Raw genomic sequence first — 23,441 nt, forward strand, 5'->3', positions numbered from 1 at the left:
GAACGATGACCGAGAACGTGTTGACCCGCATGGCGGGTACCGATGATCCCGACCTCGACGTGGTGGTGTTCCCCGGCGCGGGCGCGGGCCCCGCGTCCGTCGCGTGCTGGCGGACCCTGCTGCCCCTGCGCTGGCGCCTGCACGCGGTGTGCTTTCCCGGCCGCGGCACCAGGTTCGGCGACCCGATCGGCACCGACCCCGCGCCGTTGATCGACGAGGTGGTCACCGAGATCCAGCGGCGGATCACCGCCCCGACCGTCCTCTTCGGACACAGCCTGGGCGCGTTCTGGGCGCTGGAGGCCGCGGCGAAGCTGAACCCCGTGGCGCTGGTCACCGCCGGCGCCTACGCGCCGACGCCCGGCGAGCCGATTCCGCGGATCGTGTCGACCCACGAGGACGACCACGAGTTCACCAAGGCACTGATGATCGCCAACGGGATCACCGATCCCGGCATCGCCGAGCAGCTGGCCACGGCGTGCGTGCCGATCATGCAGGGGGACATCGCGCTGGCCAACGTGTGGACGGCCCCCGCCGAGCCGCTGTCGTGCCCGATCCTGTCCTACTTCGGCACGCAGGAGCAGCTCCCCGGCCACACGTGGGAGCGGCACACCACCGCCTGGAGCGAGCAGATCACCATTCCCGGTGACCACTTCTTCTACCAGACCTCCGCCTTTGCTTTGATCGACGACATCGCGTCGCGGCTGGAAGCGGTGCAGGAGACCAGGTTGAGGACGGTCACAGGATGAAACTCGGTTCCGCCGGACTGGTGCTGCGGCACCCGCAGATCCGGCTCCCCCTGCTCGGTTCACTGATCGGCCGCGTCCCGCTCGGGGTGGCGACGGTCGCGCTGCTGCTCGGCGTGCAGGCCGCGACCGGATCGACGGAGGCGTCCGGGATCGTCACGGCGGCGGCGACCGTCGGTGTGGCGGCCGGCGCGGTCGTGCAGGGCAGGATGCTGGACAGGTTGCCGCGCAAGGCGGTTCTCGCGTCGTTCGCCTGCGTGCAGATCGTGGCGCTGTGCCTGCTCGCCGTCGCCACGTCGGCCAAGGCTCCGCTGGTGCTGCTGGCCGGACTGGCCCTGCTGTTCGGGCTTTCGGTGCCTTCGCTGACCGCGACGACGCGGTGGCTGATGCGGTCGGTCGTGACGGAGGACGAACTGCCGGCCGCGTTCACCCTGGACACCGTCGTCCTGCAGTTCCTGTTCGTGATCGGCCCTTCCGCGGCGGCAGTGGTGACTTCGCTGTTCGGACCCTCGCCCGCGCTGTTCGGTTGTGCCGTCTGCATTCTGGTCGGTACCGGGATCTTCCTGCGGACCGCGGCGCCGGACCTGCTGGTGCCGGCACCGAAACCGGTCAAGTCCACTGTGGACGCTCAGAGTGATCACGCACGGCCCACGTTGTACATCGCGGTGTTCCTGCTCGCGATGGCGTTCGTCTCGACGTCGTCCGGGTTCCTCTCGCTCGGCATCACGGAGCTGGCCACCGTCCGGCAGGGATCACTGGAACCGGTCGGCATCGCGTTCTCCGCGATGAGCATCGGCAGCCTGACCGGCGGGCTGGTCTTCGGCGCGCTGAAGTGGAAGAGCCCGCTGGCGACGCAGTACGTGCTGCTCGCCACCGGCAACGCCGCCCTGCTCGCGGTGCTGACCACGTTGCCCGCGTTCGGCGTCTTCTACGTCGTGATCGCGGTGGCGGGCCTGTTCCTGTCGCCGCTGGCGAGCCTCGCCAGTCAGACGCTCGACCGGCTCGCGCCGCCGTCGGCGTGGATGCAGACGCAGGGCTGGGGCACCGTCGCCAACACCGCCGGTCAGACAGCCGGTCTCGCCGCGGGCGGCATCGTCGCCGGGCTGGCCGGACCGGTACTCGCCTTCGCCTGCTCCGCGGGTGCGGTCGCGCTCGCGGCGGTCGTCGCAATGCCGACCCTTATGCGTGCGAGCAGGAAAGCACCGAACGGCGCCGAAGAGCCGGCGCCGGCTCTAGTTCCCGAGGAGAAGACGTGATCGACACAACGGCGCAGCCGCGCTGGCAGGTGGTGAGCACCCGGTCCGGCCGGTACAGCGTCTGGCCGGCCACCAGGCAGGTCCCGGACGGCTGGACGGCGGCGGGCCGCACGGGCGACAGGTCGGAGTGCCTCGCCTGGATCGCCGAGCGCTGGACCGACGAACGGCCGGCCGGGGTGGGGGCGGCGCACCGATGAGCACCCGCTGGCTGCTGCGCGCACCCGACCCCGCGGCCGAACGGCTGCTGCTCTGCCTCCCCGTCTCCGGGCTGGGCGCCACGACCTATCGCGACTGGCCGGCGCACATCGGAACCACCGACGTGGTCCCGGTTCAGCCTCCCGGCAGGGAGAACCGCACGAGGGAACGCCCGCACACCACCATGGCGGAGTTCGCCGCCGCAGCCGCCGACGAGCTGCTGCCCGTGCTCGACCGGCCCTACGCGCTGTTCGGCCACTGCCTCGGCGGCAGGCTGGGCTACGCGCTGGCCGTCGCCCTGGCCGAACGGGGCGCGCCACCGCCGCAGCGGTTGTTCGCGTCGTCCTGCCTGGCGCCGCACCAGGGCGGGCGGTTCGGGCCGTTCCTGCCGGAGATGACCGACGACGAGTACCTCGCGGAACTGCGCCGCGGCTGCGAGCGCCGGGGCGAGGTCGTACCGCCGGACGAGCTGCTGGCGCTGGCCGTCCGGGTGCTGCGCGTGGACGTCGAGCTGTCCTGCGGTTACGCCCCGCCCGGACCGGCCGGGGATCCGCTCGCCATCACGACCATCGGCTGGACCGGCGACACCGACGTCGATCCCGGTGCCATGACGGAGTGGGGGCCTTACGGCGAGATCCGGCACGTGGTGCTGGACGGCGACGAGTTCTCCTTCAGGGCCATGCCGGAGCGGCTGCACCGCCTGCTCGAGGCCGAACTGACACTGGAAGCGAGCGTGCGATGACGATCATCGATGTTTCCCCGGCCGACGTGCGGGTGCAGACCCTGACCGGTCTGGTCGCCCGCTCGGTCGCCGAGTTCGGCGACCGGGTCGCGGTCACCGACGAGACCGGGTTGCGGATGACCTACGCGGAACTGGACGAGGCCGCCACGCGGCTCGCCGGGGTGCTGGTGGGTTCCGGTGTGCGGCGTGAAGACCGCGTCGGCGTGTATCGGCGCCGTGGCGTGGACTTCGTCGTGTCCGTGCTCGCGGTGCTGCGTGCGGGCGCCGCCTACGTCGCCGTCGACGACCGCTACCTCGACGCCCGGCGCGACCTGATGCTGACCGCCGCCGGCTGCCGGCTCGCGGTGGTGGACCCCGACTGGACCGACCGCCTCGACGGCGTGTGCGAGACGCTCGGGTGGAGTTCCGAAGAGCCCGCGGAGATCGTCGCGGCCGAACTCCCCGAACCCTCACCGCAGGACGCGGCCTGCGTCCTGTTCACCTCCGGGTCGACCGGCACGCCCAAGGGAGTGGTGCTGGAGCACCGCAACGTGGCGGCGTTCGCGGTGAACCCCGCACTGCCCCGGCTGCTGCCCGCGGACCGGGTCGCGCAGATCGCGAACGTCTCGTTCGACGCCGTGCACTTCGAGATGTGGGGTGCGCTGGGCGTCGGCGCCGAGCTCGTCGTCATGCCGTCGCTGCCCGATCTCGTGCAGTCCGACCTGCGCCGGGAACTGCGCCGCCGGCGGATCACCGCGATGCTGGCGCCGACGATGGCGTTCAACCACATCATCAGCGAGGACCCGGACGCCTTCGGCGGGGTGCGCGTGCTGCACACCGGCGGCGACGTGGTGCGCCCGTCCGCGTGCCGCGACCTGCTCGCCGCGGGGTTCGACGGCACGCTGTGCAACCTTTACGGCCCAACCGAAGCGGCCACCGCGGTGACCGTGCACGAGATCGTCGAGGTGACGGACGAGGCGGTGAGCGTGCCGATCGGCTCGGCCGTCGCGGGCGCCTCGCTGTACGTCCTCGACGACCTGCTGGAGCCGGTGCCCGCCGGACAGCCGGGTGAGCTGCACATCGGCGGAACCGGTGTGGCACGCGGATATCTGCGCGATCCCGCGCGCACGGCAGAACGTTTCCTGCCCGACCCGTTCGCGGGCGGCGGCGCGGTCATGTACGCCACCGGCGACCTCGTGCGCGACCGCGGTGACGGCGCGCTCGAGTACCTCGGCCGCGCGGACGACCAGGTGAAGATCCGCGGCTACCGGGTGGAGCCACGCGAGGTGGAGCGCACGCTGCTGGGCTGCACGGGCGTGCTCGAGGTCGCGGTGCTCGCCGTCGGCGACGGGCAGGACCGCAGGCTGGTCGCGTTCGTGGTGGCCGGCCCCGCGACCGGTCCGCACGAGGTGCGCGCCCACGCGGAACGGACGATGCCGGACTACCAGGTGCCCGCCGAGATCGTGGTCGTGCCGGAGATCCCGGCGACCAGTCACGGCAAGCGCGACAACGCCCGGCTGCTCGGCGTGCTCGCCGACCGTGAACGCAGGCGCGGCACGTTCCGCGAACCGGCGACCGACAGCGAGCGGTACCTCACCAAGCTGTGGGAGTCGTTGCTGGGCATGGAGAACGTCGGTGCGGACGACGACTTCTTCGCCCTGGGCGGGCACTCGATGCTCGCCTTTCGCGTGCGCAAGCGGATCCAGCGCGAGCTCGGCATCACGATCGGGCTGGAGGACATGCTCGAAGCCACCGTGCTGAGCGAGCTCGCGTCCACGATGGACCGTGCCCGTGCCGAGGTCGTGGAGTCCGTGTCATGACCGCCGTGCTGAGCGTCGACCTGACCGACACCGAGCTCTTCGTCACCGGCGACCCGCACGCGGCGTGGGCCCTGCTGCGCCGCGAAGCGCCGGTGTACTTCAACCCCACCGAGGACGGCGGGTTCTGGTCGCTGACCAGGTACGCCGACGTGATGGCCGCCTACCGCGACCACACCACGTTCAGCTCCGCGCACGGCGCGATCCTGGGCGGCTCCTACCGCAGCGGCGTGGACACCGCCTCCGGGCGCATGCTGGTCGCCGCCGACCCGCCGCAGCACCGCCTGCTGCGCAAGCGCATGCAGCGCGTGTTCGCCACCGCGATGGTCGAGCGGGTGCGCGCTCAGGTGCGGATCCGGATCGACGGCGCACTGCGCGCGCTCGTGACGGCAGGAGGTGGCGACTTCGCGACCGACGTGGCGCTGGAACTGCCGCGCGGCGCCCTGATGGCGATGTTCGGCATCGACCAGGACGAGGCGATGGAGCTGCTCGGCCTGACCAGGGCCATGATCGGCTACCGCGATCCGGCGCACACCGGCGGCATCGAGAACACCGCGCTGCGTCTCGCGGCGGCGCAGGCCGACGTCTTCGACTTCTTCACCGACCTCGTGGCCCGCCGCGCGGGTGCCCCGGGCGAGGACGCCGTGAGCGTCCTGATGGCCCACGAGCCGGGTGAGCGGCCGCTCGACGAGGAAACGTTGCTGTTCAACCTGATGAACCTCGCGGTGGGCGGCAACGAGACGACCCCGCACAGCGCCAGCGGCGGCTTGCACGCGTTGATGGAGAACCCCGGCCAGTGGGATCGGCTGATGGCGGATCCGGAGGTCGTGCCGACCGCGGTCGACGAGGTGCTGCGGTGGACGTCCACCAACGCCTACGTGCAGCGCGTCGTGACGAAGCCGGTCGAGATGCACGGCGTGTCACTGGCCGAGGGCGATCTGGTCCTGCTGTGGAACGCTTCCGCGAACCGCGACGAGGAGAAGTTCCCGCAGGCACACCGGTTCGACGTCGCGCGCAAACCCAACCAGCACATCTCGTTCGGCAGCGGCGTGCACCACTGCATCGGCGCAGGCACCGCACGACCGGAGCTGACCGAGCTCCTGCACGCGTTGCGCACCACCGGCAAGCGCCTCGTGGCCGCCGGTCCACCGGAGCGGTTGCGCTCCAACTTCATGCTCGGGATCAAGCACCTGCCAGTGGAGGTGACGGGCTGACATGTCGGCCACGGAGAACGTCTACCCGGTTTCCTCCGCCCAGCGGCGGCTGTGGTTCACGCAGCAGCTGCACCCGGAGAGCTGTGCCTACACGCTCGGCCACGTCTTCCGGCTGACCGGGCCGCTCGACCTGCCCGCGCTGGAGAAGGCGGTGATCGCCCTCGCGGACCGGCATCGCGGCCTGCGCACCAGGTTCGCCGAACGCGACGGCGTGCCGGTGCAGATCGTCGACCCGGTGTGGCGGGGCGAGGTCGTCGTGACCGGGCAGGGATCCGCCGACGAGTTCGTGCGCGCGGTCTTCATCCGCCCGTTCGACCTGTCGGCAGGTCCGCTGCTGCGGGTGGACGTCCTCCGCGAGTCCGCCGACCGGCACGTGCTCGCGATCACCGCGCACCACATCGTCACCGACGGCGTGTCGGCCAACATCGTGCTGCGCGACCTGGCCACGCTGTACGGCGGAGGCGAGCTCGACGAGGTCACCACCCAGTACACGGACCTCGTCGCGGAGGACGGGGATCTCGACCACTGGCTGGAGCACATCGACGGTGCCCCGACGGTGTTGCCGCTGCCGACCCGTGACGCCGTGCGCGGCGACGAGTCGTTCCTCGGGCGCTACGTCGACTTCGACGTCCCCGACGACCTCACGAACGAGCTGAAGACCTTCGCGAGGGCGAGCTCGGCCACTTTGCACATGGTGGCGTTCGCCGCGTACCAGGTGCTGCTGTCGCGGCTCAGCGGCGAGCAGGACCTGTTGGTGGGCATGCCGATCGCGGGCAGGACGGCCCCCGGCAGCGAGGACGTCGTCGGCTTCTTCGTCAACACCCTCCCGATCCGCGCCGACCTGCGCGCCGATCCCGCGTTCACCGAGCTGGTCACCGCGGTGCGCACCAGCGCGCTGGAAGCGTTCATGAACCAGGACGTGCCGATCGACCGCATCGTGGAGGCGGTCAACCCGCCGCGCCAGGTCGGCGTGAACCCGTTGATCCAGGCCACCTTCCAGCTCTTCGAGGAAGCCGTCGGCACGGAACTGTCCCTGGCCGGCCTCGACGCCGTCGCGCTGCCGGTACCGGTGCGCGAGGTGCCGTTCGACCTCTCCGTCGACCTGTACCACGTCGAGGGCCGGCTGCGCGGCGTGCTGTACCACCGCCAGGCGGCGTTCGACGAGCAGATGGCCGACCAGATCATCAGCATCTTCCTCGCGGTGCTGCGCGCGGCGGTGACCTCGCCGGACACCCCCGTGTCCATGCTGTCCCTGCCCGCCGCCGAGCAGCCCGCCGCCCTCCCCGTGACCGCGGAAGCGGTGCTCGCACTCGACCGGCTCGCCGAGCTGGACGCGGATCACGTCGTGCTGGTGCACGGCGAACACAGGTGGACCGCGGCACAGCTGCGCCGGGACGTGCGGGCGGTGGCGGGCACGCTGCCGCACGACGCGGTGGTCGGTGTGCCCGGCCCGCTGTCGTACCACGCGCTGACCGGCGTGCTGGGCGCGTGGTCGGCGGGGGCGGTCGTGCTGACGGCCGGCCACACCGAAGCCGATCTGGTGTTCAGCGGCGAGATCCCCGACAGCGAGCCGCCCGCCGTGCAGGCACCACGTGCCGAAGCGCCGGCACTGCTCGTGCCCGGCGACTCGGCCAACGCCGTCGTGACGCACGGCGCGTTCGCCGCGCTGCTGGCGGCACATCGTGAGGTGGCAGGGGAACCGCGCGTGTTCCTCGCCGAGGACATCTGGGACGTCGCGCCGTGGCGCGCGCTGGTGTGGCTGCTGTCCGGCTCCGAGGTGCACCTGCCGACGGCCACCGAGTCGCCCGGTGCGGGACCGTCCGAAGTGGACGTGCACGAGTCCGCCGCCGCCAACCTCCGCACCGTCACCGCGCCGGCCGAGTTCCCGGCCCGCTACGGCCCGGCCGAATGCCTCGGCCACGCCCTCGTCCGTCCCGACGGCGATCCGCACCACGCGGTACCGGCCGCCGGCGTCACCGTCCGCGTCCTCGACCCGGCAGGCCAGCCGGTCCCCGCCGGCGTGGCGGGCGACCTCTGGGTGGGCGGCGACCACATCGCGCTCGGCTACCTGGGCGACACCGCGCTGACCGCCGCCCGCTTCCGCCCGGATCCGTTGTCGCCCAAGCGACTGGTGCACACCGGAGCACGGGCGCGCCTGACCCCGGCCGGCACCGTCCACCTGCTCACCGCCACGGACCACCCGAGCGATTCGAGCGAGACCGAGTTCGCCGCTCCCCGCGGCGGTGCGGAACACCTCGTCGCCGCGGTCATGGGGCACGTGCTCGGCCGCGACCAGCTGAGCCGCCACGACCACTTCTTCGAACGCGGTGGCCACTCGGTGCTCGCCATGCAGCTCGTCGCCCGGCTCCGGTCGATGCTGCAGGCCGACATCTCGGTGCGGATGGTGTTCGAGAACCCGACCGTCGCCGGCCTCGCCGCCGCACTCGCCGAGACCGCGCACCTGCCCGCTTCGCCGCCGAGGGCCGGCCAGGCCCCCGAACGCGCGCCCGTCTCGTTCGCGCAGCAGCGGCTCTGGTTCATCCACCAGCTCGACACGACGAGCACCGCCTACAACATGTACGAGCCGGTGCGGATCACCGGATCGCTCGACGTCACCGCGCTCGCCGCCGCCGTCGAGCAGCTCGTGGCCAGGCACGAGTCGTTGCGCACCCGGTTCACCGAGGACGGCGGCGAGCTGCTGCAGGTCGTCGACGACACCTGGGCAGGCGCGCTCGAGATCGAGGACGTCGAGGACGCCGGCCACGCGCGGCGGCGGCTGGCCGAGCTCGTAGACACCCCGTTCGACCTCGTCCACGGGCCGCTGTTCCGGGCGAACCTGTTCCGGATCGGGCCGGAGGACCACCTGTTCGCGCCGTCGATGCACCACATCGTGAGCGACGGGCACTCGATCACCGTGCTGATGTCGGACCTCGCGAAGCTCTACGACGCGGCCCTCACCGGCGCCGAGCCCCAGCTGCCCGTGCTCCCGGTCCGTTACGCCGACTACGCGACGTGGCAGCGCGACGTCCTGCGCGACGAGCTGCTGGACGCCCAGCTGTCGTACTGGACCAACCAGATCGGCGACGCACCGCACCGGCTGCCGTTGCCCGCCGACCACGCACCGGACGGTCCGCCGAGCATCGAGGGCGGCGTCGCGCGGTTCGAGCTGCCGGCCGAGGTGACGGCGAGGTTGCGCGAGCGTGCCCGCGGGCAGGGCGCGACTCTGTTCATGCTGACGCTCGCCGCGTTCGAGGTGCTGCTGGCGAGGATCAGCGGGCAGCCGAACTTCCTCGTCGGCGTCCCGGTCGCCGGTCGCACGCAGCCGGAGCTGGAAGATCTGATCGGCTTCTTCGTCAACACGCTCGCGGTGCGCGCGGACCTGCGGGCCGACCCGACCTTCACCGAGCTGGTCGAGGAGACCAGGGACCGGGTGCTCGCCGGCTTCGCCCACCAGGAACTGCCGTTCGAGCGGCTGGTCGAGGCGGTCAACCCCGAGCGCGTGGTCGGCACGAACCCGCTGGTGCAGGTGACTTTCCACCTGTTCGAGGACGACCTCACCGGGGGCCTGCGGCTGCCGGGGGCCGAGTGCGAGCCGGTCGAGGCGTTCAACCGGACGGCGCGCTTCGACCTGGCGCTGGACCTGTTCCGGATCGGGCAGGGACTCAGCGGAAGCCTGTACTACCGCACGGACATGTTCACCCACGCGACCGCGCAACGGATCGCCGACTGCTACCGCGAGCTGCTGATCGCGGTGCTCTCCGGCCCGGATCGCCCGGTCTCGGCGTTCCCGGTCGACTTCGCGCACGTCGTGACGGCACCGGTGGCCACGGGTGTGCGCCGGCCGGTGCGCGACGAGTTCGCCGCGCCGCTCGGCCCCGCCGAGCAGGTGGTGGCCGGGATCATGGGCGAGGTGCTCGGAGCCGGCCAGGTCGGCCGGTTCGACGACTTCTTCGTGCTGGGCGGGCATTCGCTGCGCGCGGTGCAGCTGGCCGCCCGCCTGCAGTCCGTGCTGCAGGTCGAGGTGAACGTGCTGACGGTGTTCGAGAATCCCACCGTCGACACGCTCGCCGCGGCCGTGGCCGAAGCCGCCCAGCTGACGACGCCGCCACTGCGGGCGGGACTGGCGCCGGACCCCGCTCCCGTCTCGTTCGCCCAGCAGCGGCTGTGGTTCATGCAGCAGCTGGAATCCGAGAGCACCGCCTACAACATGTACTCGCCGATCCGGGTGCACGGCCGGCTGGACCGGGCGGCGCTGCTGACCGCCGTCGACCGGCTGGCCCGCAGGCACGAAGCGCTGCGCACCCGGTTCACCGAGGTGGACGGCGTGCTCTGCCAGGTGGTCGACGACGAGTGGAGCGGCCGCGTGGAGTTCGCGTCCGGCCAGGAGATCCGGCCGTGGCTGGAGGAACTGATCGACCGGCCGTTCGACCTCGAACGCGGTCCGCTGTTCCAGGCCGACGTGCTGCGGATCGCCGACGACGATCACCTGCTGACGCTGTCGATGCACCACATCCTGAGCGACGGCCGATCGATGACCGTGTTGCTGTCCGACCTCTCGGCGTTCTACAACGCGGCACTGACCGGTGCCCGCGCCGAACTGCCCGAGCTGCCGGTGCGTTACGCGGACTTCGCGGCGTGGCAGCGGAACGTGCTGCAAGGCGAGCTGCTCGACCGGCACCTCGCGTACTGGACCGAGCACGTTGCGGGCGCTCCGCAGGTGCTGCGGCTGCCGTCGGACCAGCCGCCGGTCGAGACCCCGAGCACCGAGGGCGGCGCGGCCGGGTTCGACCTCGATCCCGATCTCGTCGGCCGGTTGCGCGACCTCGCCTCCGGCTGCGACGCCACGTTGTTCATGGTGGTGCTGTCGGCGTTCCAGGTCCTGCTGTCGAGGCTGACCGGGGAACCGGACCTGCTGGTCGGTGTACCGGTAGGGGGACGTACCCGGCCCGAGGTCGAGGACGTGGTGGGGTTCTTCATCAACACCCTGCCGATCCGCTCGGACCTCGGCGACGACCCCGTGTTCACCGACCTGGTCGGCCGGACCCGCGACGGCGTGCTGATGGGCTTCGCGCACCAGGAGCTGCCGTTCGAGCGGCTGGTCGAGGCGGTCAACCCGGAGCGCGTGCTCGGCAGCAACCCGCTGGTGCAGGCGACCTGCCAGCTGTTCGAGGACGAGCTGATCACCGGTCTCGACCTGGACGGCACGACGTCGGAGTACTTCCCCGCGTTCAACGACACCGCGCGGTTCGACCTCTCGCTCGACCTGTACCGCGTCGGCGAGGGCATGCACTGCTCGCTGTACTTCCGCCGCGACCTGCTCAGCCAGCAGGCCGCGGACCGGATCGCCCAGAGCTACCAGACGCTCCTGGCCGAGATCGCGGGCAACGCGCGTCGCCACGTGTCCGAGCTGCCGCTCGCCGCCGAACGCGAGCACGAGTCGCTGCTGCGGCTCGGCGACGGGATCTCGGTGCCCGCCAACGGGATCGAGACGATCCTCGACCTCTTCGCGGAGCAGGTCGCCGCCCGTCCGGACGCGATCGCGGTGTCCGGACGCGACGATCGGCTCACCTTCGCGGAGCTGGACGAGCGGGCGAACCTGATCGCCGCGCAGTTGCGCCGCCGGGGCGTGCGGCACGGTGACCACGTCGCACTCGCCGCCGCCCGCACCCCGATGCTCGTCGCGGGCGTGCTGGGCGTGCTGCGGGCCGGCGCCGTGCTCGTGCCGCTCGACCACGGCCAGCCGGTCGACCGGCTGCGCGCCGTGCTCGCCGCGGCCAAGCCGGTCTGCCTGGTCGTGGACGGCACGACCGCGGGGCTGGCCGACGAGTTCGGGCTGCCCGCGCTCGACGTCACGGTGCTGCCCGCCGCGTCGTTCGACGGTGCCGCACCGACCGGTGCCGACCTCGCCTACGTCGTGTTCACCTCGGGCTCCACCGGCACGCCCAAGGGCGTGCTCGTCGAGCACCGCGGGCTGGCGAACCTGGTGCTCGGCCACCGGGAAACCCAGTACCCCGCCGCGATCGCGGCGGCGGGAAAGCCGCGGCTCAAGGTGGCGCACACCAGCTCGATCGCGTTCGATGCGGCGTGGGACCAGATCCTGTGGATGATCGCCGGCCACGAGCTGCACGTGGTGGACGACGACGTCCGCAAGGACAGCACGGCGTTGGTGGCGTTGCTCGCGGAGCAACGGATCGACGTCCTCAACACGACACCGTCGTTCATGGAGCAGCTCGTCCACGACGGACTGCTGGAGCAGGGCGACGGCCGGCCGTCGTTCCTGGTGCTCGGCGGCGAGGCGGTCCGCCCGTCGCTGTGGGCACGGCTGCGGGCCGAACCCGGCATCGAGGCGATCAACTGCTACGGCCCGACCGAGTGCACGGTGGACGCGTTGATCGCCCGGCTGCGCGACAGCGAACGGCCGGTGGTGGGCACGCCGATTCCGAACACGTCGGTCCGCGTGCTGGACCGCGCGATGCGGCCGGTGCCACCGGGTGTCGTCGGCGAGATCCACCTCGGCGGCCCGCACCTGGCGAGGGGCTACCTGGACGACCCGGACCTGACGGCGCGGCGGTTCGTCCCGGACCCGTCCGGCGGCCACGACCGGCTGTACCGCACCGGTGACCTCGGCAGGTTCACCGCGGACGGCGCCGTGGAGTTCCTCGGCCGCGCCGACCGGCAGCTGAAGGTCCGCGGGTACCGGATCGAGCCCGGCGAGATCGAGTCCGTGCTGCTGAGCCAGCCGCACGTGCGCGACGCCGTGGTCAGCGCGGTGACCGAGCAGGACCGGTCGCGGCTCGTGGCGCACGTGGTCGTGGACGAGGGCTTCGACGACTCCGAGCTGCGCGCGGACCTCGTGGCGTCGTGGCAGACCGTGTTCGAGGACGCCCATGAGGCCGTCAACGCCTCGGACAGCGCGGACGCCGCGATCCTCGGCTGGACGGACAGCTTCAGCGGCAAGGCGATCCCCGCTCCGCAGATGCGCGAGTGGGTGGACACCACGATCGATCGGATCCTGCGCCTGCGGCCGCGGCGGGTGCTGGAGATCGGCGCGGGCACCGGTCTGCTGATGAAACCGTTGCTGGAGCGCACGAACATCGAGCGTTACGTCGCGACGGACTTCTCCGGGCCCGTGCTCGACGTGCTGCGCAGGACGCTCGACGAGATCGGCACCAGGGCCGACGTGCTGGTCGGTCAGGCCGAGGCGGTGCACGCGCCGGGCCTGTTCCCCGGCTCGCACGACACCGTCGTGATCAACTCCGTCGCGCAGTACTTCCCGTCGATGTCCTACCTCGTGCGAACGATCGAGAAAGCGCTGGACGTCGTGTCCCCCGGTGGTCACGTCTTCCTGGGCGACCTGCGCAACGCGGCGTTGATCGAGGCGTTCGCGGCGTTGAAGCACCACGTGCTGCACGCGGGCGCCGACCGGGCCCGGCTGGTCGAGCTGATCACGCGCGAGCTGCGGGCCGACGGCGAGCTGAGCGTCGACCCCGTCGCGGTGCGCCGGCTGCTCGACCGGTTCCCGGCGATCACCGCGGTCGAGATCAGCCCGCGGCGCGGCGAGTTCGGCAACGAGATGACGCTGTTCCGCTACGACGTGGTGCTGCACGTCGGCTGCCCGGTCGAAGCCGATCCGACGCGCTGGGAGCACGACGACCAGCTCACGCCAGGCGTGATCGAACGCCGGCTGGCCACGGCCGACGCGCCGTTCGGCTACCGCGGGGTGGGCAACGCACGCCTCACCGAGGCGCTCAGCCTGCGCGACGAATACGGCTGCACACCGTCGAACGCGACCAGCCGCGCCACCGCGCTGGACCTGGAAGCGTTGTGGCGCCTGGGAACCCGCTACGGCTGGCAGACCAGGATCAGCTGGACCGGTGACGACTCGGGAGCGGTCGACGTCTCGTTCGCCCCCGAGAGCACGCACTACGAGCTGGCCGAGCCGATCACCAGCGGCACAGCGGGCAAGGCGACCGCCGACCCCCTGTTCCCACCACTGCTGCAGTCCACTTTGGAGGATCGGCTCACCGAAGGCGTCCGCCGCGCGCTGCCGGACTACATGGTGCCTGCCGACGTGGTGTTCGTGCCCGAGCTGCCCAGGAACGCGGGCGGCAAGGTGGACACGGCCCGGCTGGCCCGCCCACGCCGCGTCGGCGCGACGAACCACCGGCGCACCACCGCGCAGACGGCCGAGCAGACCCCGCTCGCCGTGGTGATGGAGGTGTTCTCGCGATCACTGCGCACGACGGTGCTCCCCGAGGACGACTTCTTCGCCCTCGGGGGCGACTCCCTCACCGCCGGGCTGTGCGTGCGGGAACTGTCCTCACTCGAACTGACCGTGACGATCAGGGACCTGTTCGAACGCAGGACGCCCGCCAGGCTCGCCGAGCTGTTGTGATCAGCCGATCCAGTCGGACACCAGCTTCGCGACCTCGTCCGGAGCCTCCAGCTGGGGAAAGTGCCCAACACCCGTGAGCATCACCGCGTGGGAGCCGTCAGCCAAATGCGGCACGACGGCTCCCACGTCGGGCAACCGCAGACACCCGTCCTCATCACCGTGCAGGTACAGCGTCGGCGTGGAAGCCTTGCGCAGCACAGCCGACTGCGCCGCCGCGTACTGCCGCACGTGCCTCGCCGGGTCGAACAACGCCCGGTAGTACCCGATGGCGGCGCCGAGCCGTTTCGGATCGCCCAGCGCCTCCTTCACGTGCGCGAGATCCTCGGAAGCGTCGTAGCCAGGCGCCCAGTCCCGCCACAAGCCGTCGAGAAAAGCCATCTTGTCCGCCGCGACCACCCGCTCGGCCAACGGCGTCTGAAACAGGTACATGTAGAACCAGCGCTTGTACTGCTCGTAGTCCGCGATCTGCAGGGTGGCCGGCGGCACCGAGACAGCGACCATCCGCCGCCACCTCTCCGGCGCCAGCGCCGACGCCCCGTACGCGGCGACCGCACCCCAGTCGTGCCCGATCAGCACCGCGTCGTCCCGCCCACCCAACGCCTCGTGCAACGCCACCACGTCCGAAGCCAGCGCCCCGGTCTGATAACTCCCGTCCGCGGGCACAGCCGTCGGCGCATACCCCCGCTGAAACGGTGCCACCGCCCGAAACCCGCGCTCCGCCAGCACCGGCAGCAGGTGCCGCCAGGTGTGCGCCGTGTCGGGAAAGCCGTGCAAACACAGCGCCAGCGGCCCCTCCCCCGCCTCGATGATGCCGAACTCCACCCCGTTGGCGACTACCGTGCGCGTTTTGAGTGTCACGCAAAGAGACTAACAAGATCACGCCCCAGACCGTGCTCCAACCGGCCAACCCGGCGTCGACGAACTCGAGCGTCCCGCCCGCGCGCTTACCTCACCTGAAGCGGTCAGCAGGCGTGTTCTCGCGACTCTCTTTCCATCTCGACGGAGAGGGACAAGCGCATGAAGTTCGACATGGGGTGGACGACCCTGTCCACGCTCACCCAGCAAAGCCAGGGATCGAGTGACGACCTGGCGGGCGTGATCCGGCAGCTCATCGCGGCCGCCGCGCCGCTCGAAGGCACGTTCAACGGCAACGGCCGGTCGATGTTCGACCACTTCAAGTCCCGGTCGGACCAGGTCGCGGCCGACCTCAACGCCGCGCTCGGCGCGATCGTCACCGGACAGAGCGGCATGGACATGGCGTTCGTGCAGGGCGACGAGGAGATGGCGGACAACGCCACCACGACGCAGGGTTCCGCCAACTTCGGCGCCCGCAGCGTGGCCTGACCGGGGGATTGTCATGGGGAGCACCGATCGCAGGAGCTTCGACACGTCGGTGTCGCAGCAGGTGCAGGGCGACCTGATGGGGATCATCGGGCGGCTGGAGACGTTGATCTCGCAGCGGGATCACCAGGTCGCGCAGGCGATGGCCGACTTCCAGGCCGACGGCGTCTCGGAGGAGTACCGGCACGTCGAGGTGCGCTGGAACCGCGCGGCCACCGAGGTGCGGGCGATCATCGACCTGGTCAAGCAGACGATGACGCGCAACGACGAGAGCGCCACCTCCGCGCAGGGACGGGCGGCGAACGCCGTCGCTTCCATCGGGTGACACCGTGAAGTGGGATCTCGACCTCCCCGGCGTGGGAGGTGTCGTCAGCCGCACCCAGACCGCGGTGCAGGACTTCCACGACATGGAACCATGCGGGACCAGCGTTTCGCCGTGTCGTTCCACCGCCACGGACGCTTGCCGAGGTCGTCGGTGACCGCGTCGGCCACGTCGTGCACCACCGGGTCGGACGGCGCGTCCTCCCGGCGCAGCAGGCGGACCATCGCGCCGTCGGACACCTCCGCGTCGTCCAGGCTGCGGTCGGGGGCGAGCGTGGTGCCGTCGGTGGTCACGAGGCGGTACCCGCCCGGTGGGGTTCCACGCGGTTCTCCGGTCATGTGCAGGAACTCCGGCAGCAGCACGCCGAGCGGCTCTGCCGACGGCACCACCACGTCGAGCCGCCTGCGGGCCCCGATCAGGGTCACCCGCGTCTGACCGGTCATCGCGTCGACACCTTCTGCTTCTGCTGCACCAGCACGTCCGACAGGAACGCCCAGCCCACGCATCCCGCGCACACCACGGCCGCCAGCACGCAACCCGCGACGAACCGCCCGATGTTGTCCGAAGTGGACCGTTGCTGCCGCAGCCCACCCCACAGCAAGGAGTCACGCACTCTGCGCCTGCGCACCGCGACCGATTCGAGCAACTGGCTGTCGTACTCGCGTGCCATGCGTTCCTCCCTGTGCGTGAACGGGGTCGAGATGGGTTCGCTTGCTCCGTGCGTGCAGCACGATCAGGTCGTGGACCCGGTAGCCGTCCGGGGCCGCGCTGATCAGACCCGCGTCCACCAACGCTTCGGCCTGCTCCCACGTGCCGATCGCGGCGGCGCGGAACGGACCTGGGCCGAGATCGCCGAGCCGGTGGAACGCCGCGAGCTCGTCCTGGCTCAACACCGCGCACGCCGCGTCGAAGGACGCGCGCACGGAGCTGTCGTCGCAGACGAGGCGGTCCAGCCGAGTCCGCTCGTCCGCCAGGAACGCGGCGAGCGAGGCCAACGGCCACTCCGGACGCGCCACCAAACGCCCGGCCGCGATGCGCAACGCGAGCGGCAGGTGGCCGCAGAGCCGCGCGACGGCAACGGCCGCGTCCGGTTCCATGCCGACCCGACGGGCGCCGGCGACACCGGCGAGCAAGGCCACGGACTCGTCCTGGGTGAGCGGACCGAGCCGGCAGCGCGTGCCGTCGAGCGTGCCGAGCGAACCCCGGCCGGTCACGATCACCGCGGCCGGTCCCTCACCGGGTGTCAGCGCCCGCACCTGGCTCGTCGACACGGCGTCGTCGAGCAGCACGAGCAAACGCTTTCCGCGTGTGCACGCACGGAACATCTCGGCGCGCTCCACCTCGTCCGACGGGACGGCCCGCACGCCGAGCAGCCGCAGGAACCGCCCGAGCACGCCGGAAGGATCAGCGGACGTGCCGAGGCTCGCGTACAGCTGGCCGTCCGGGTGGTCGTCGCGCAACTCGTGCGCGAGCCGGAGCGCCAGCGCCGTCTTGCCGGAGCCGGGCAGGCCCGTGATCACGCGGACACCCCCGCCGGTCAACGCGGCGAGTTCGAGGAACCGGCCGACGAACGTCGCGGGCCGAGCGGGCAACGTGCGCGGGCTGGGACTCGCCGGCTCGACGCGGACCTCGCCGCGCAGGACCTCGCTGTGCAGCTCGCGCATGTCCTCGCCAGGTTCCAGCCCGAGCCGCTCGGAGGCGTAGCGGTAGGCGTCCTCGTAGCAGGCAAGCGCTTCCGCGCGCCGCCCGCACCGGTGCAGCGCGAGCATCAGCTGCAGCCGCACGGACTCGCGATCCGGGTGCTCGGCGACGAGCAGGCGCAGGTCGTCGACCGCCTCGGCGGGCCTGTGCAGTGCGAGCAGAACGAGCGCGCGTTGTTCACGGGCAGCCGATCGCGCCTCGGTGAGCGCCCGCACCTCGGGGAACCGCGGCCAGTCGCCGCACACGCCGCTCAGCACGTCCCCCTGCCACAGCTTCAACGCGCGGTCCAGCAACGCGAGCTCCCCGAACGCGTCACCGACCTCGCGCGCCTTCACGGCCTCGCCCGTCAGATGCCGGAACGCCATCGCGTCGAGTTCGTCAGTGCCGAGTTCCAGTCGGTACGCGCCCGCTACGGTCTCGATCCGCGCCGAGCACCCGGTCTCGGCCAGCAGGCGCCGCACGCGCAGCACGTGCACGTGCAACGTGCTGCGCGACCCCTCGGAAGCCGCCCCACCCCACAATCGGTCGATCAGCTCGTTGGCCGGCACAGCGCGTCCGGCGGTCAGCAACAGGTGGACCAGCAAGGCACGTTGCATCGGACCACCCAGGTGATGAACGCGGTCGCCGTCACGCAGCTCAAGTCCGCCCAGCAGTCGGAACTCCACCGGAACCTCCCCGTACTCCGAGGCACAAGACCAACCAGAAAGGACGATCCCACCGGCCGCACGGGACCCCTCCCGGCCGCTGCTCAGCGCTGAGCCGTCACGGGCCCGCGGCAGCCGTGAGTCCACAAAGGACGACCACCGTCATTCGAGGGGCGCGGGTGGCTCGGGAAGCTCCAGCCACTCCAGGTCCATTGGCACCAGCGTCGTCGACAACACCAGTTCCCGCAGCAGGTTCACGGTCAGCGTCAGCCCCACCGGCTCCCCGACCTCCTCCCGTCGCAGCCCGTGCACCCCGGCGTCGGAAAGCCGTTGGCGGACTTGGGAAACGAGGTGTTCGACGCGCTTGGCGGTCCAGTTCTCGTGCGGTCGCCGCTCGGCGAGCTCGGCGGCCGCCTGCTGCCGGGACAGCGGCAGCGGCTGGGGGTCGTAGCCGAGGTAGCGCTGCCCCAGCACGGCCAGTGCGAGGTGCTCCGCCTGGGACAGCCGCCAGCGTTTCGGCGGCGCTGTCGGGTGCGTTGGCCGGCGCGTGGTGATGCCGGCCTCGCCGTCGGAGACCAGCAGCTCCAGCACGTGCTCGCGGACGCCGCGCAGGAACAGCGCGGTGTAGCCCTCGGCCAGCGGCAGCGGTTCGCTGTCGACGTGGAGCAGGACGCTGTTGGACAGGCGGATCGGCGAGCGGCCGGTGTTGCTGAGCCACCAGCGGTCGCGCTCGCGCACGAGTTGCCCGTGGATCCGGCTGATCCGCAGGTCCTCCTCGCCGACGCAGACGTCGACCTCCAGCCGGTTGCGCCCGAAGGTGACCCGCCTGCCGGGCGACGGCGGCACCGCGACGCCGCCGGTGACGGTGAGCGCGCTCAACGTGCCCGCCACGGCGTCGGCGACGCCGTGGCGCAGGCTGCGCTGGCGGTACGGGTCGAGGCGTCCGGCGGTCACGGGGTCCTCCACTCGTAGGCGCCGATGTCGAAGCCCGCGCCGGTGGGCCGGGGAACGGCGTCGAGGTCGAACGCGGGCGCGTGCTCGGGGCTGCCCGCGTCGACCGCGGCGGAGCATGCGGAGAGGTGGTAGTCGCCGCGGGCCGGATCGGCGAATCCCGGGTCCCCGGCGAAGTTGTGATCGGAGACGAACGGCCCGGCGGCGACCGGTCCGTCCCCGAAGACGTTGTTGCGCAAGATGTTCGTGCCGCTGAACCGGTCGGCGTCGATCCACAGCGAGCCGCGGGCGTTGCCGGCGAAGGTGTTGTTGACGATCTCCAGGTTCTGCATGGTCCCGGTCGACTCGACCCACAGGCTCAGCCCGGCCTGCGCGTTGCCGGTGGACAGGTTGTCGAAGACCCGCACGTCCGACAGCAGCCGGGTTTCCGAGTAGTCCTCGACGGCGAGCCCGATCCCGGCCTTGGTCGCCTGACGCGCACCGCCGACGACGTTGGCGTAGACGTCCACGTCGGACGAGGAGTCGACGTAGATGTTCGGGCCGCGGTTGCCGGTCACGACGTTGTGGTGGATCTTCACGCGTGCGGTGTCGTCGTACTTGACGTCGATGCCTTCCTCGCCGTTGCCGTGCACGCGGCAGCCGGACACCTCGACGTCCGACGAGCCGGAGGCGATGGTCAGCGCTTCGTGGTCGGCCGCGGTGCCGCGGGCGTTGGTGCCGCGGATGTCGCAGCCGGTGATCCGCACCCGCGTGGTGCCGACCAGCACGAGTCCGCCGTCGCGGGAGCCGTCGACGCCGAAGCGGTCGAACACGAGGTCGTGCGCGCCCTCTGCGTACACGCCGAAGCCGGGCGCGCCGGCCACCGTCACGTCGGTGAACTCCAGCCAGCCGTGTCCGCCCACCGCCAGACCGCCGTCGGTCAGCACAGCGGTGCCGCCGATGCCGGTGAACCTGATCGGGCTGCCCGGCGCGCCGTCGCGGCGGACGGTCAACCCACCCGGATAGGTGCCGGCCTCGATCGCGACCGTGTCCCCGGGGCGCGCCGCGTCGGCCGCGGCCTGAACGGTGGCGTATTCCCCGTGTGGTCCGACGCGCAGGGTCTGCGGCGCCGGTCCGGCGGCCCCCTGCGCCGCCGGACCGGCAGTGGCCGCAGCCAGAAGAGCCACGCCGGCCAGTACCGGTGTCACCATTTCTCGTCCCGTCTCCTCCGGCCGTTCTCAGCCCCGCTCTTTCTAGCCGGGGGCGCCGGGGACCGGTCCCGGGTTCACGGCAGCCGCCGGACGGCGACCTCCGCCAGCGAGCGTGCGGTCGCGCACAGCGCGTTCCCGTCGGCTGCCGTGGTGTCCTCGACGGACACCACGGCGATCTCCTCCCGGTTCGGCTCGGTGCCGCGCAACACCGGCAGGACCGGCGTGTAGGAGTGGTGCACGATCTTCACGGCGCACTCCGGGTGCCCGCCGGGTACCGGTGCCACGACGGCGTTGCGGTCACCCACGCGGATCCGGTCGCCCGCCACGTCCTGGTCGTTCTCGATCGGCCATTCCCGGCTGTACTCGACGGAGATCGTGCGGGGGTCGTGCTCCCAGGTGCAGCCCCAGCCGCCGAACGCGCGGTCCGCAGGCTTGGCCCGGCCCAGCACACCGGTCGTCGTGGCGTCGTCGAGCAGGCCGCAGGCGTCGACGCGGGCCAGGGACCACTCCGGGAACGGCCGCTCTCGCCGGGGCAGGGACCCGTTGGCGAGCTTTTGCAGGACACCGGACATCACCGACTCCGACATCGCGCACAGCGGCACGTCCCGTGCGCCGTCGAGCGCGCGCGTGGAGATGACGACCCGGTTGGTGTCAGCGAGGGAGATGGCGCGCTCGCACGCACCGTTGCGGACCTCGGTCCGCTCGACCTCACCCATCTTGCCGGGCACGACCGGCCGGGCCGGGTACCGCAACCGGCCGGTCAGCACGAGGGTGCTCTGCGCCTGCCCGGCCTTGCCGGAAAGGGTGGTCGTGACCACGCAGCCGTTGAAGTTCATCACCTCCGGGTCCACGAACGGCTCTCCGTACGGGACGAGCGAGTCGGTCGAGATCGCCGCGCACGGGTCGACCGCGGCCGGGTCCGGGCCCAGGGTGTTCGGCCCGCCCGCGGCCTGGTCGGCCGAGAACGGCCAGGCCAGGTAGAACCCGGCCACCAGCGCGGCCACCACCGCCACCACGGCGCCGGCGAGCAGCCGGCGGCGCAGACGCCGCAGTGGCCGTCGCGGCACCGGAGCGTCCGCCGCGAGCAGCGTGACCGCCTCTGCGGCGCCGGGCCGGTCGGCCGGGTGCCGGGCCATCAGCGCGGCGAGCACCGGTGCGAACCGTCCGGCGCGCTCGGCGGGCACGAGCTGCCCGGCAGCGGCGCGGCGCATCTGCGCGAACGGGCCGTCCTCACCCGAGCCCCACGGCGACCGGCCCTCGATCGCGGCGTAGAGGGTGGCCCCCAGCGAGAAGACGTCCGAGGCGGGCCCGGCTTCGGCACCGTCGGCCACCTCCGGTGCGACGTACCCGAGCGTGCCGGTGAGCTGGGCGCCTCCGGTGCGGGTCACCTCGGTCCAGCGGGCGATGCCCAGATCGGTCAGCTTGGCGACGTCGTCCGCGGTCACCAGGACGTTGCCCGGCTTGATGTCGCGGTGGACGATGCCGCGCGAGTGCATGTCCGCGAGCGCCGAGGCGAGCTGCGCGCCGATCCGCCGGACCCGCTCCTCGGGCATCGGCCCGCCGTCGTCGACGAGCTCCTCGAGGCTCCGGGCGGCCAGGTACTCCGTGACGAGCCACTGCACATCCCCGTCGGCGACCGTGTCGAACACCGTGACGACGTTCGAGTGCAGCAGCCCGGCACCGATCCGCGCCTCACGCCGGATCTGCCCGGAGTCCTCGCCCAGCGCCCGCTTGAGCGTCACCTGTCTGCCGAGCTCGAGATCGACCGCCCGCCAGACGACGCCCATGCCACCGCGGCCGAGCTCCTCCTCCAACCGGTAACGACCGGCCACGACTCGCCCCCTGCCCACGCGAGCAGTGTACGAAATCCGTGGCGGCCCGATGACTCCGCGTCACCGCGGCGGCTGAACCGGTTTCCCGCAGCCGGCTCCGGCCTGGTCGAGTCGGGGACCGTTGGGCCTGAATCCGCTGGATATCATCTGGCCGTGCTCAGGACCCGTCTTGATCTCGGCCGGATCCAGGCGGCCCGCCGTGTGATCGACCCCGTGTACCTGAACACCCCGATGTACCGGTGCGATGCGCTGGGACGCAGGCTCGGCTGCACCGTGAGCATCAAGCTCGAAACCGCGAACCCGGTGCGCAGCTTCAAGGCCCGGGGCACCGAGCTCGTCGCTGACCTGCTGACCCAGCAGGGCCGGACCGCCGTGGTGTGCGCCAGCGCCGGCAATCTCGGCCAGGCGCTGGCGTGGTCAGGTCGCCGTCGTGGCCTCGACGTGACGGTGGTGGCGTCGGTGCGGGCACCTGTCGCCAAGCTCGATCGGATCCGCGCGCTGGGCGCGGAACTGGAACTGGTGGACGGCGACTTCGAACTGGCCCGTGAGCGAGCGGTGCGCATCGCGCGGGAGCGCGGCATCCGGCTGCTCGAGGACAGTCTGGACATCGAGACCTGTGAGGGCGCGGCGACGATCGGTCTCGAGCTGGCGGGCGGGGAATCGACGTTCGACGCTGTTCTGATCGCCCTCGGTGGCGGTGCGATGGCCACCGGCGTGGGCTACGTCGTGAAGACCTCGGCACCCGGAACCGAGGTGATCTGCGTGCAGCCCGCGGGTGCGCCGGCGTTGACCCGCTCCTGGCACGAACGCCGCGTCATCACCACCGAATCGGCCGACACGATCGCCGACGGTGTCGCCGGACGATTCCCCATCCCCGAGGTCCTGGACGACCTCCTCGCGGTGGCCGACGACGCCGTCCTCGTCCGCGAGTCGTCGATCGTCACGGGCATGCAGCTGCTGCTGGAGCACACGGGCCAGGTCGTCGAGCCGTCAGCCGCCCTCGGCGTCGCTGCCGTTCTGGAGGACCGCGACCGTTTCGCCGGTCGGCACATCGTCACCGTGATCTGCGGCGGCAACGTGGACCTGGACGCCTATCACCGCTGGGTTCGCCGATAGCCG

17 protein-coding genes are annotated in these 23,441 nt (G+C 71.7%); 10 read left to right on the top strand and 7 right to left on the bottom strand.

Annotated elements, in window-relative coordinates; translation table 11 throughout:
* The first annotated feature begins 5 nt into the window (after window positions 1-5).
* The 7 genes from ACWEIJ_RS37615 to ACWEIJ_RS37645 are packed head-to-tail and all read left to right on the top strand — an operon-like array spanning window position 6 to window position 14,341.
* On the top strand, window positions 6-746 hold the full coding sequence (locus ACWEIJ_RS37615; RefSeq protein ID WP_449842034.1) for a thioesterase II family protein: 741 nt from the start codon (window positions 6-8) through the stop codon (window positions 744-746).
* On the top strand, window positions 743-1,999 hold the full coding sequence (locus ACWEIJ_RS37620; protein ID WP_449842035.1) for an MFS transporter: 1,257 nt from the start codon (window positions 743-745) through the stop codon (window positions 1,997-1,999). Before ACWEIJ_RS37615 ends, ACWEIJ_RS37620 begins: the two co-directional genes overlap by 4 nt.
* The gene (locus tag ACWEIJ_RS37625; protein WP_449842036.1) at window positions 1,996-2,196 is read left to right on the top strand and encodes an MbtH family NRPS accessory protein; all 201 of its coding nucleotides are present in this window, start codon (window positions 1,996-1,998) and stop codon (window positions 2,194-2,196) included. Before ACWEIJ_RS37620 ends, ACWEIJ_RS37625 begins: the two co-directional genes overlap by 4 nt.
* Window positions 2,193-2,936 carry a thioesterase II family protein gene (locus ACWEIJ_RS37630; RefSeq protein ID WP_449842037.1) on the top strand — a complete coding sequence of 248 codons (744 nt, stop codon included), beginning with the start codon at window positions 2,193-2,195 and terminating at the stop codon, window positions 2,934-2,936. Before ACWEIJ_RS37625 ends, ACWEIJ_RS37630 begins: the two co-directional genes overlap by 4 nt.
* Window positions 2,933-4,735 (top strand): non-ribosomal peptide synthetase, encoded by a 1,803-nt coding sequence (locus ACWEIJ_RS37635; protein WP_449842038.1) that lies wholly within the window; start codon window positions 2,933-2,935, stop codon window positions 4,733-4,735. Before ACWEIJ_RS37630 ends, ACWEIJ_RS37635 begins: the two co-directional genes overlap by 4 nt.
* Window positions 4,732-5,946, top strand: a complete 1,215-nt coding sequence (locus tag ACWEIJ_RS37640; RefSeq protein ID WP_449842039.1) for a cytochrome P450 — start codon at window positions 4,732-4,734, stop codon at window positions 5,944-5,946. Before ACWEIJ_RS37635 ends, ACWEIJ_RS37640 begins: the two co-directional genes overlap by 4 nt.
* A gap of 1 nt (window position 5,947) precedes the next feature.
* Entirely contained in the window at window positions 5,948-14,341 is an 8,394-nt protein-coding gene (locus ACWEIJ_RS37645) for an amino acid adenylation domain-containing protein (RefSeq protein ID WP_449842040.1), read from the top strand.
* Here the strand turns inward: ACWEIJ_RS37645 and ACWEIJ_RS37650 are convergent, their stop codons facing one another.
* On the bottom strand, window positions 14,342-15,199 hold the full coding sequence (locus ACWEIJ_RS37650; protein WP_449842041.1) for an alpha/beta fold hydrolase: 858 nt from the start codon (window positions 15,197-15,199) through the stop codon (window positions 14,342-14,344).
* A gap of 159 nt (window positions 15,200-15,358) precedes the next feature.
* Here ACWEIJ_RS37650 and ACWEIJ_RS37655 point away from each other — a divergent pair, with 159 nt between their 5' ends.
* Window positions 15,359-15,685, top strand: coding sequence for a hypothetical protein (locus tag ACWEIJ_RS37655; protein ID WP_449842042.1), 327 nt, complete (start codon window positions 15,359-15,361; stop codon window positions 15,683-15,685).
* A gap of 13 nt (window positions 15,686-15,698) precedes the next feature.
* Window positions 15,699-16,007, top strand: a complete 309-nt coding sequence (locus ACWEIJ_RS37660; protein WP_449842043.1) for a pore-forming ESAT-6 family protein — start codon at window positions 15,699-15,701, stop codon at window positions 16,005-16,007.
* 44 nt (window positions 16,008-16,051) lie between these two features.
* Here the strand turns inward: ACWEIJ_RS37660 and ACWEIJ_RS37665 are convergent, their stop codons facing one another.
* The 6 genes from ACWEIJ_RS37665 to ACWEIJ_RS37690 form a co-directional block, all read right to left on the bottom strand.
* Complete coding sequence (locus tag ACWEIJ_RS37665) at window positions 16,052-16,447, bottom strand: EsaB/YukD family protein (RefSeq protein ID WP_449842044.1); 396 nt, start codon at window positions 16,445-16,447, stop codon at window positions 16,052-16,054.
* Complete coding sequence (locus ACWEIJ_RS37670; protein WP_449842045.1) at window positions 16,444-16,617, bottom strand: hypothetical protein; 174 nt, start codon at window positions 16,615-16,617, stop codon at window positions 16,444-16,446. Before ACWEIJ_RS37670 ends, ACWEIJ_RS37665 begins: the two co-directional genes overlap by 4 nt.
* Window positions 16,610-18,370 carry a BTAD domain-containing putative transcriptional regulator gene (locus tag ACWEIJ_RS37675; RefSeq protein ID WP_449842046.1) on the bottom strand — a complete coding sequence of 587 codons (1,761 nt, stop codon included), beginning with the start codon at window positions 18,368-18,370 and terminating at the stop codon, window positions 16,610-16,612. The genes ACWEIJ_RS37670 and ACWEIJ_RS37675 overlap by 8 nt, the downstream gene beginning before the upstream one ends.
* Before the next feature lie 141 nt (window positions 18,371-18,511).
* A complete protein-coding gene (locus ACWEIJ_RS37680) occupies window positions 18,512-19,303 on the bottom strand; it encodes an FHA domain-containing protein (protein WP_449842047.1) in 792 nt (263 codons plus the stop codon).
* Entirely contained in the window at window positions 19,300-20,490 is a 1,191-nt protein-coding gene (locus ACWEIJ_RS37685; protein ID WP_449842048.1) for a right-handed parallel beta-helix repeat-containing protein, read from the bottom strand. Before ACWEIJ_RS37685 ends, ACWEIJ_RS37680 begins: the two co-directional genes overlap by 4 nt.
* Before the next feature lie 74 nt (window positions 20,491-20,564).
* Window positions 20,565-22,340 (bottom strand): serine/threonine-protein kinase, encoded by a 1,776-nt coding sequence (locus ACWEIJ_RS37690; protein ID WP_449842049.1) that lies wholly within the window; start codon window positions 22,338-22,340, stop codon window positions 20,565-20,567.
* A gap of 135 nt (window positions 22,341-22,475) precedes the next feature.
* Here ACWEIJ_RS37690 and ACWEIJ_RS37695 point away from each other — a divergent pair, with 135 nt between their 5' ends.
* Window positions 22,476-23,438 carry a threonine ammonia-lyase gene (locus ACWEIJ_RS37695; protein ID WP_449842050.1) on the top strand — a complete coding sequence of 321 codons (963 nt, stop codon included), beginning with the start codon at window positions 22,476-22,478 and terminating at the stop codon, window positions 23,436-23,438.
* Window positions 23,439-23,441 lie beyond the last annotated feature (3 nt).

The organism is Lentzea sp. NPDC004789 (genome assembly GCF_053601075.1).

Coding starts and splice junctions, on each gene's coding strand:
- ACWEIJ_RS37645 (WP_449842040.1), top strand. CDS start 5,948: ATGTCGGCCACGGAGAACGTCTACCCGGTTTCCTCCGCCCAGCGGCGG.
- ACWEIJ_RS37655 (WP_449842042.1), top strand. CDS start 15,359: ATGAAGTTCGACATGGGGTGGACGACCCTGTCCACGCTCACCCAGCAA.
- ACWEIJ_RS37685 (WP_449842048.1), bottom strand. CDS start 20,490: ATGGTGACACCGGTACTGGCCGGCGTGGCTCTTCTGGCTGCGGCCACT.
- ACWEIJ_RS37665 (WP_449842044.1), bottom strand. CDS start 16,447: ATGACCGGTCAGACGCGGGTGACCCTGATCGGGGCCCGCAGGCGGCTC.
- ACWEIJ_RS37620 (WP_449842035.1), top strand. CDS start 743: ATGAAACTCGGTTCCGCCGGACTGGTGCTGCGGCACCCGCAGATCCGG.
- ACWEIJ_RS37630 (WP_449842037.1), top strand. CDS start 2,193: ATGAGCACCCGCTGGCTGCTGCGCGCACCCGACCCCGCGGCCGAACGG.
- ACWEIJ_RS37640 (WP_449842039.1), top strand. CDS start 4,732: ATGACCGCCGTGCTGAGCGTCGACCTGACCGACACCGAGCTCTTCGTC.
- ACWEIJ_RS37635 (WP_449842038.1), top strand. CDS start 2,933: ATGACGATCATCGATGTTTCCCCGGCCGACGTGCGGGTGCAGACCCTG.
- ACWEIJ_RS37660 (WP_449842043.1), top strand. CDS start 15,699: ATGGGGAGCACCGATCGCAGGAGCTTCGACACGTCGGTGTCGCAGCAG.
- ACWEIJ_RS37615 (WP_449842034.1), top strand. CDS start 6: ATGACCGAGAACGTGTTGACCCGCATGGCGGGTACCGATGATCCCGAC.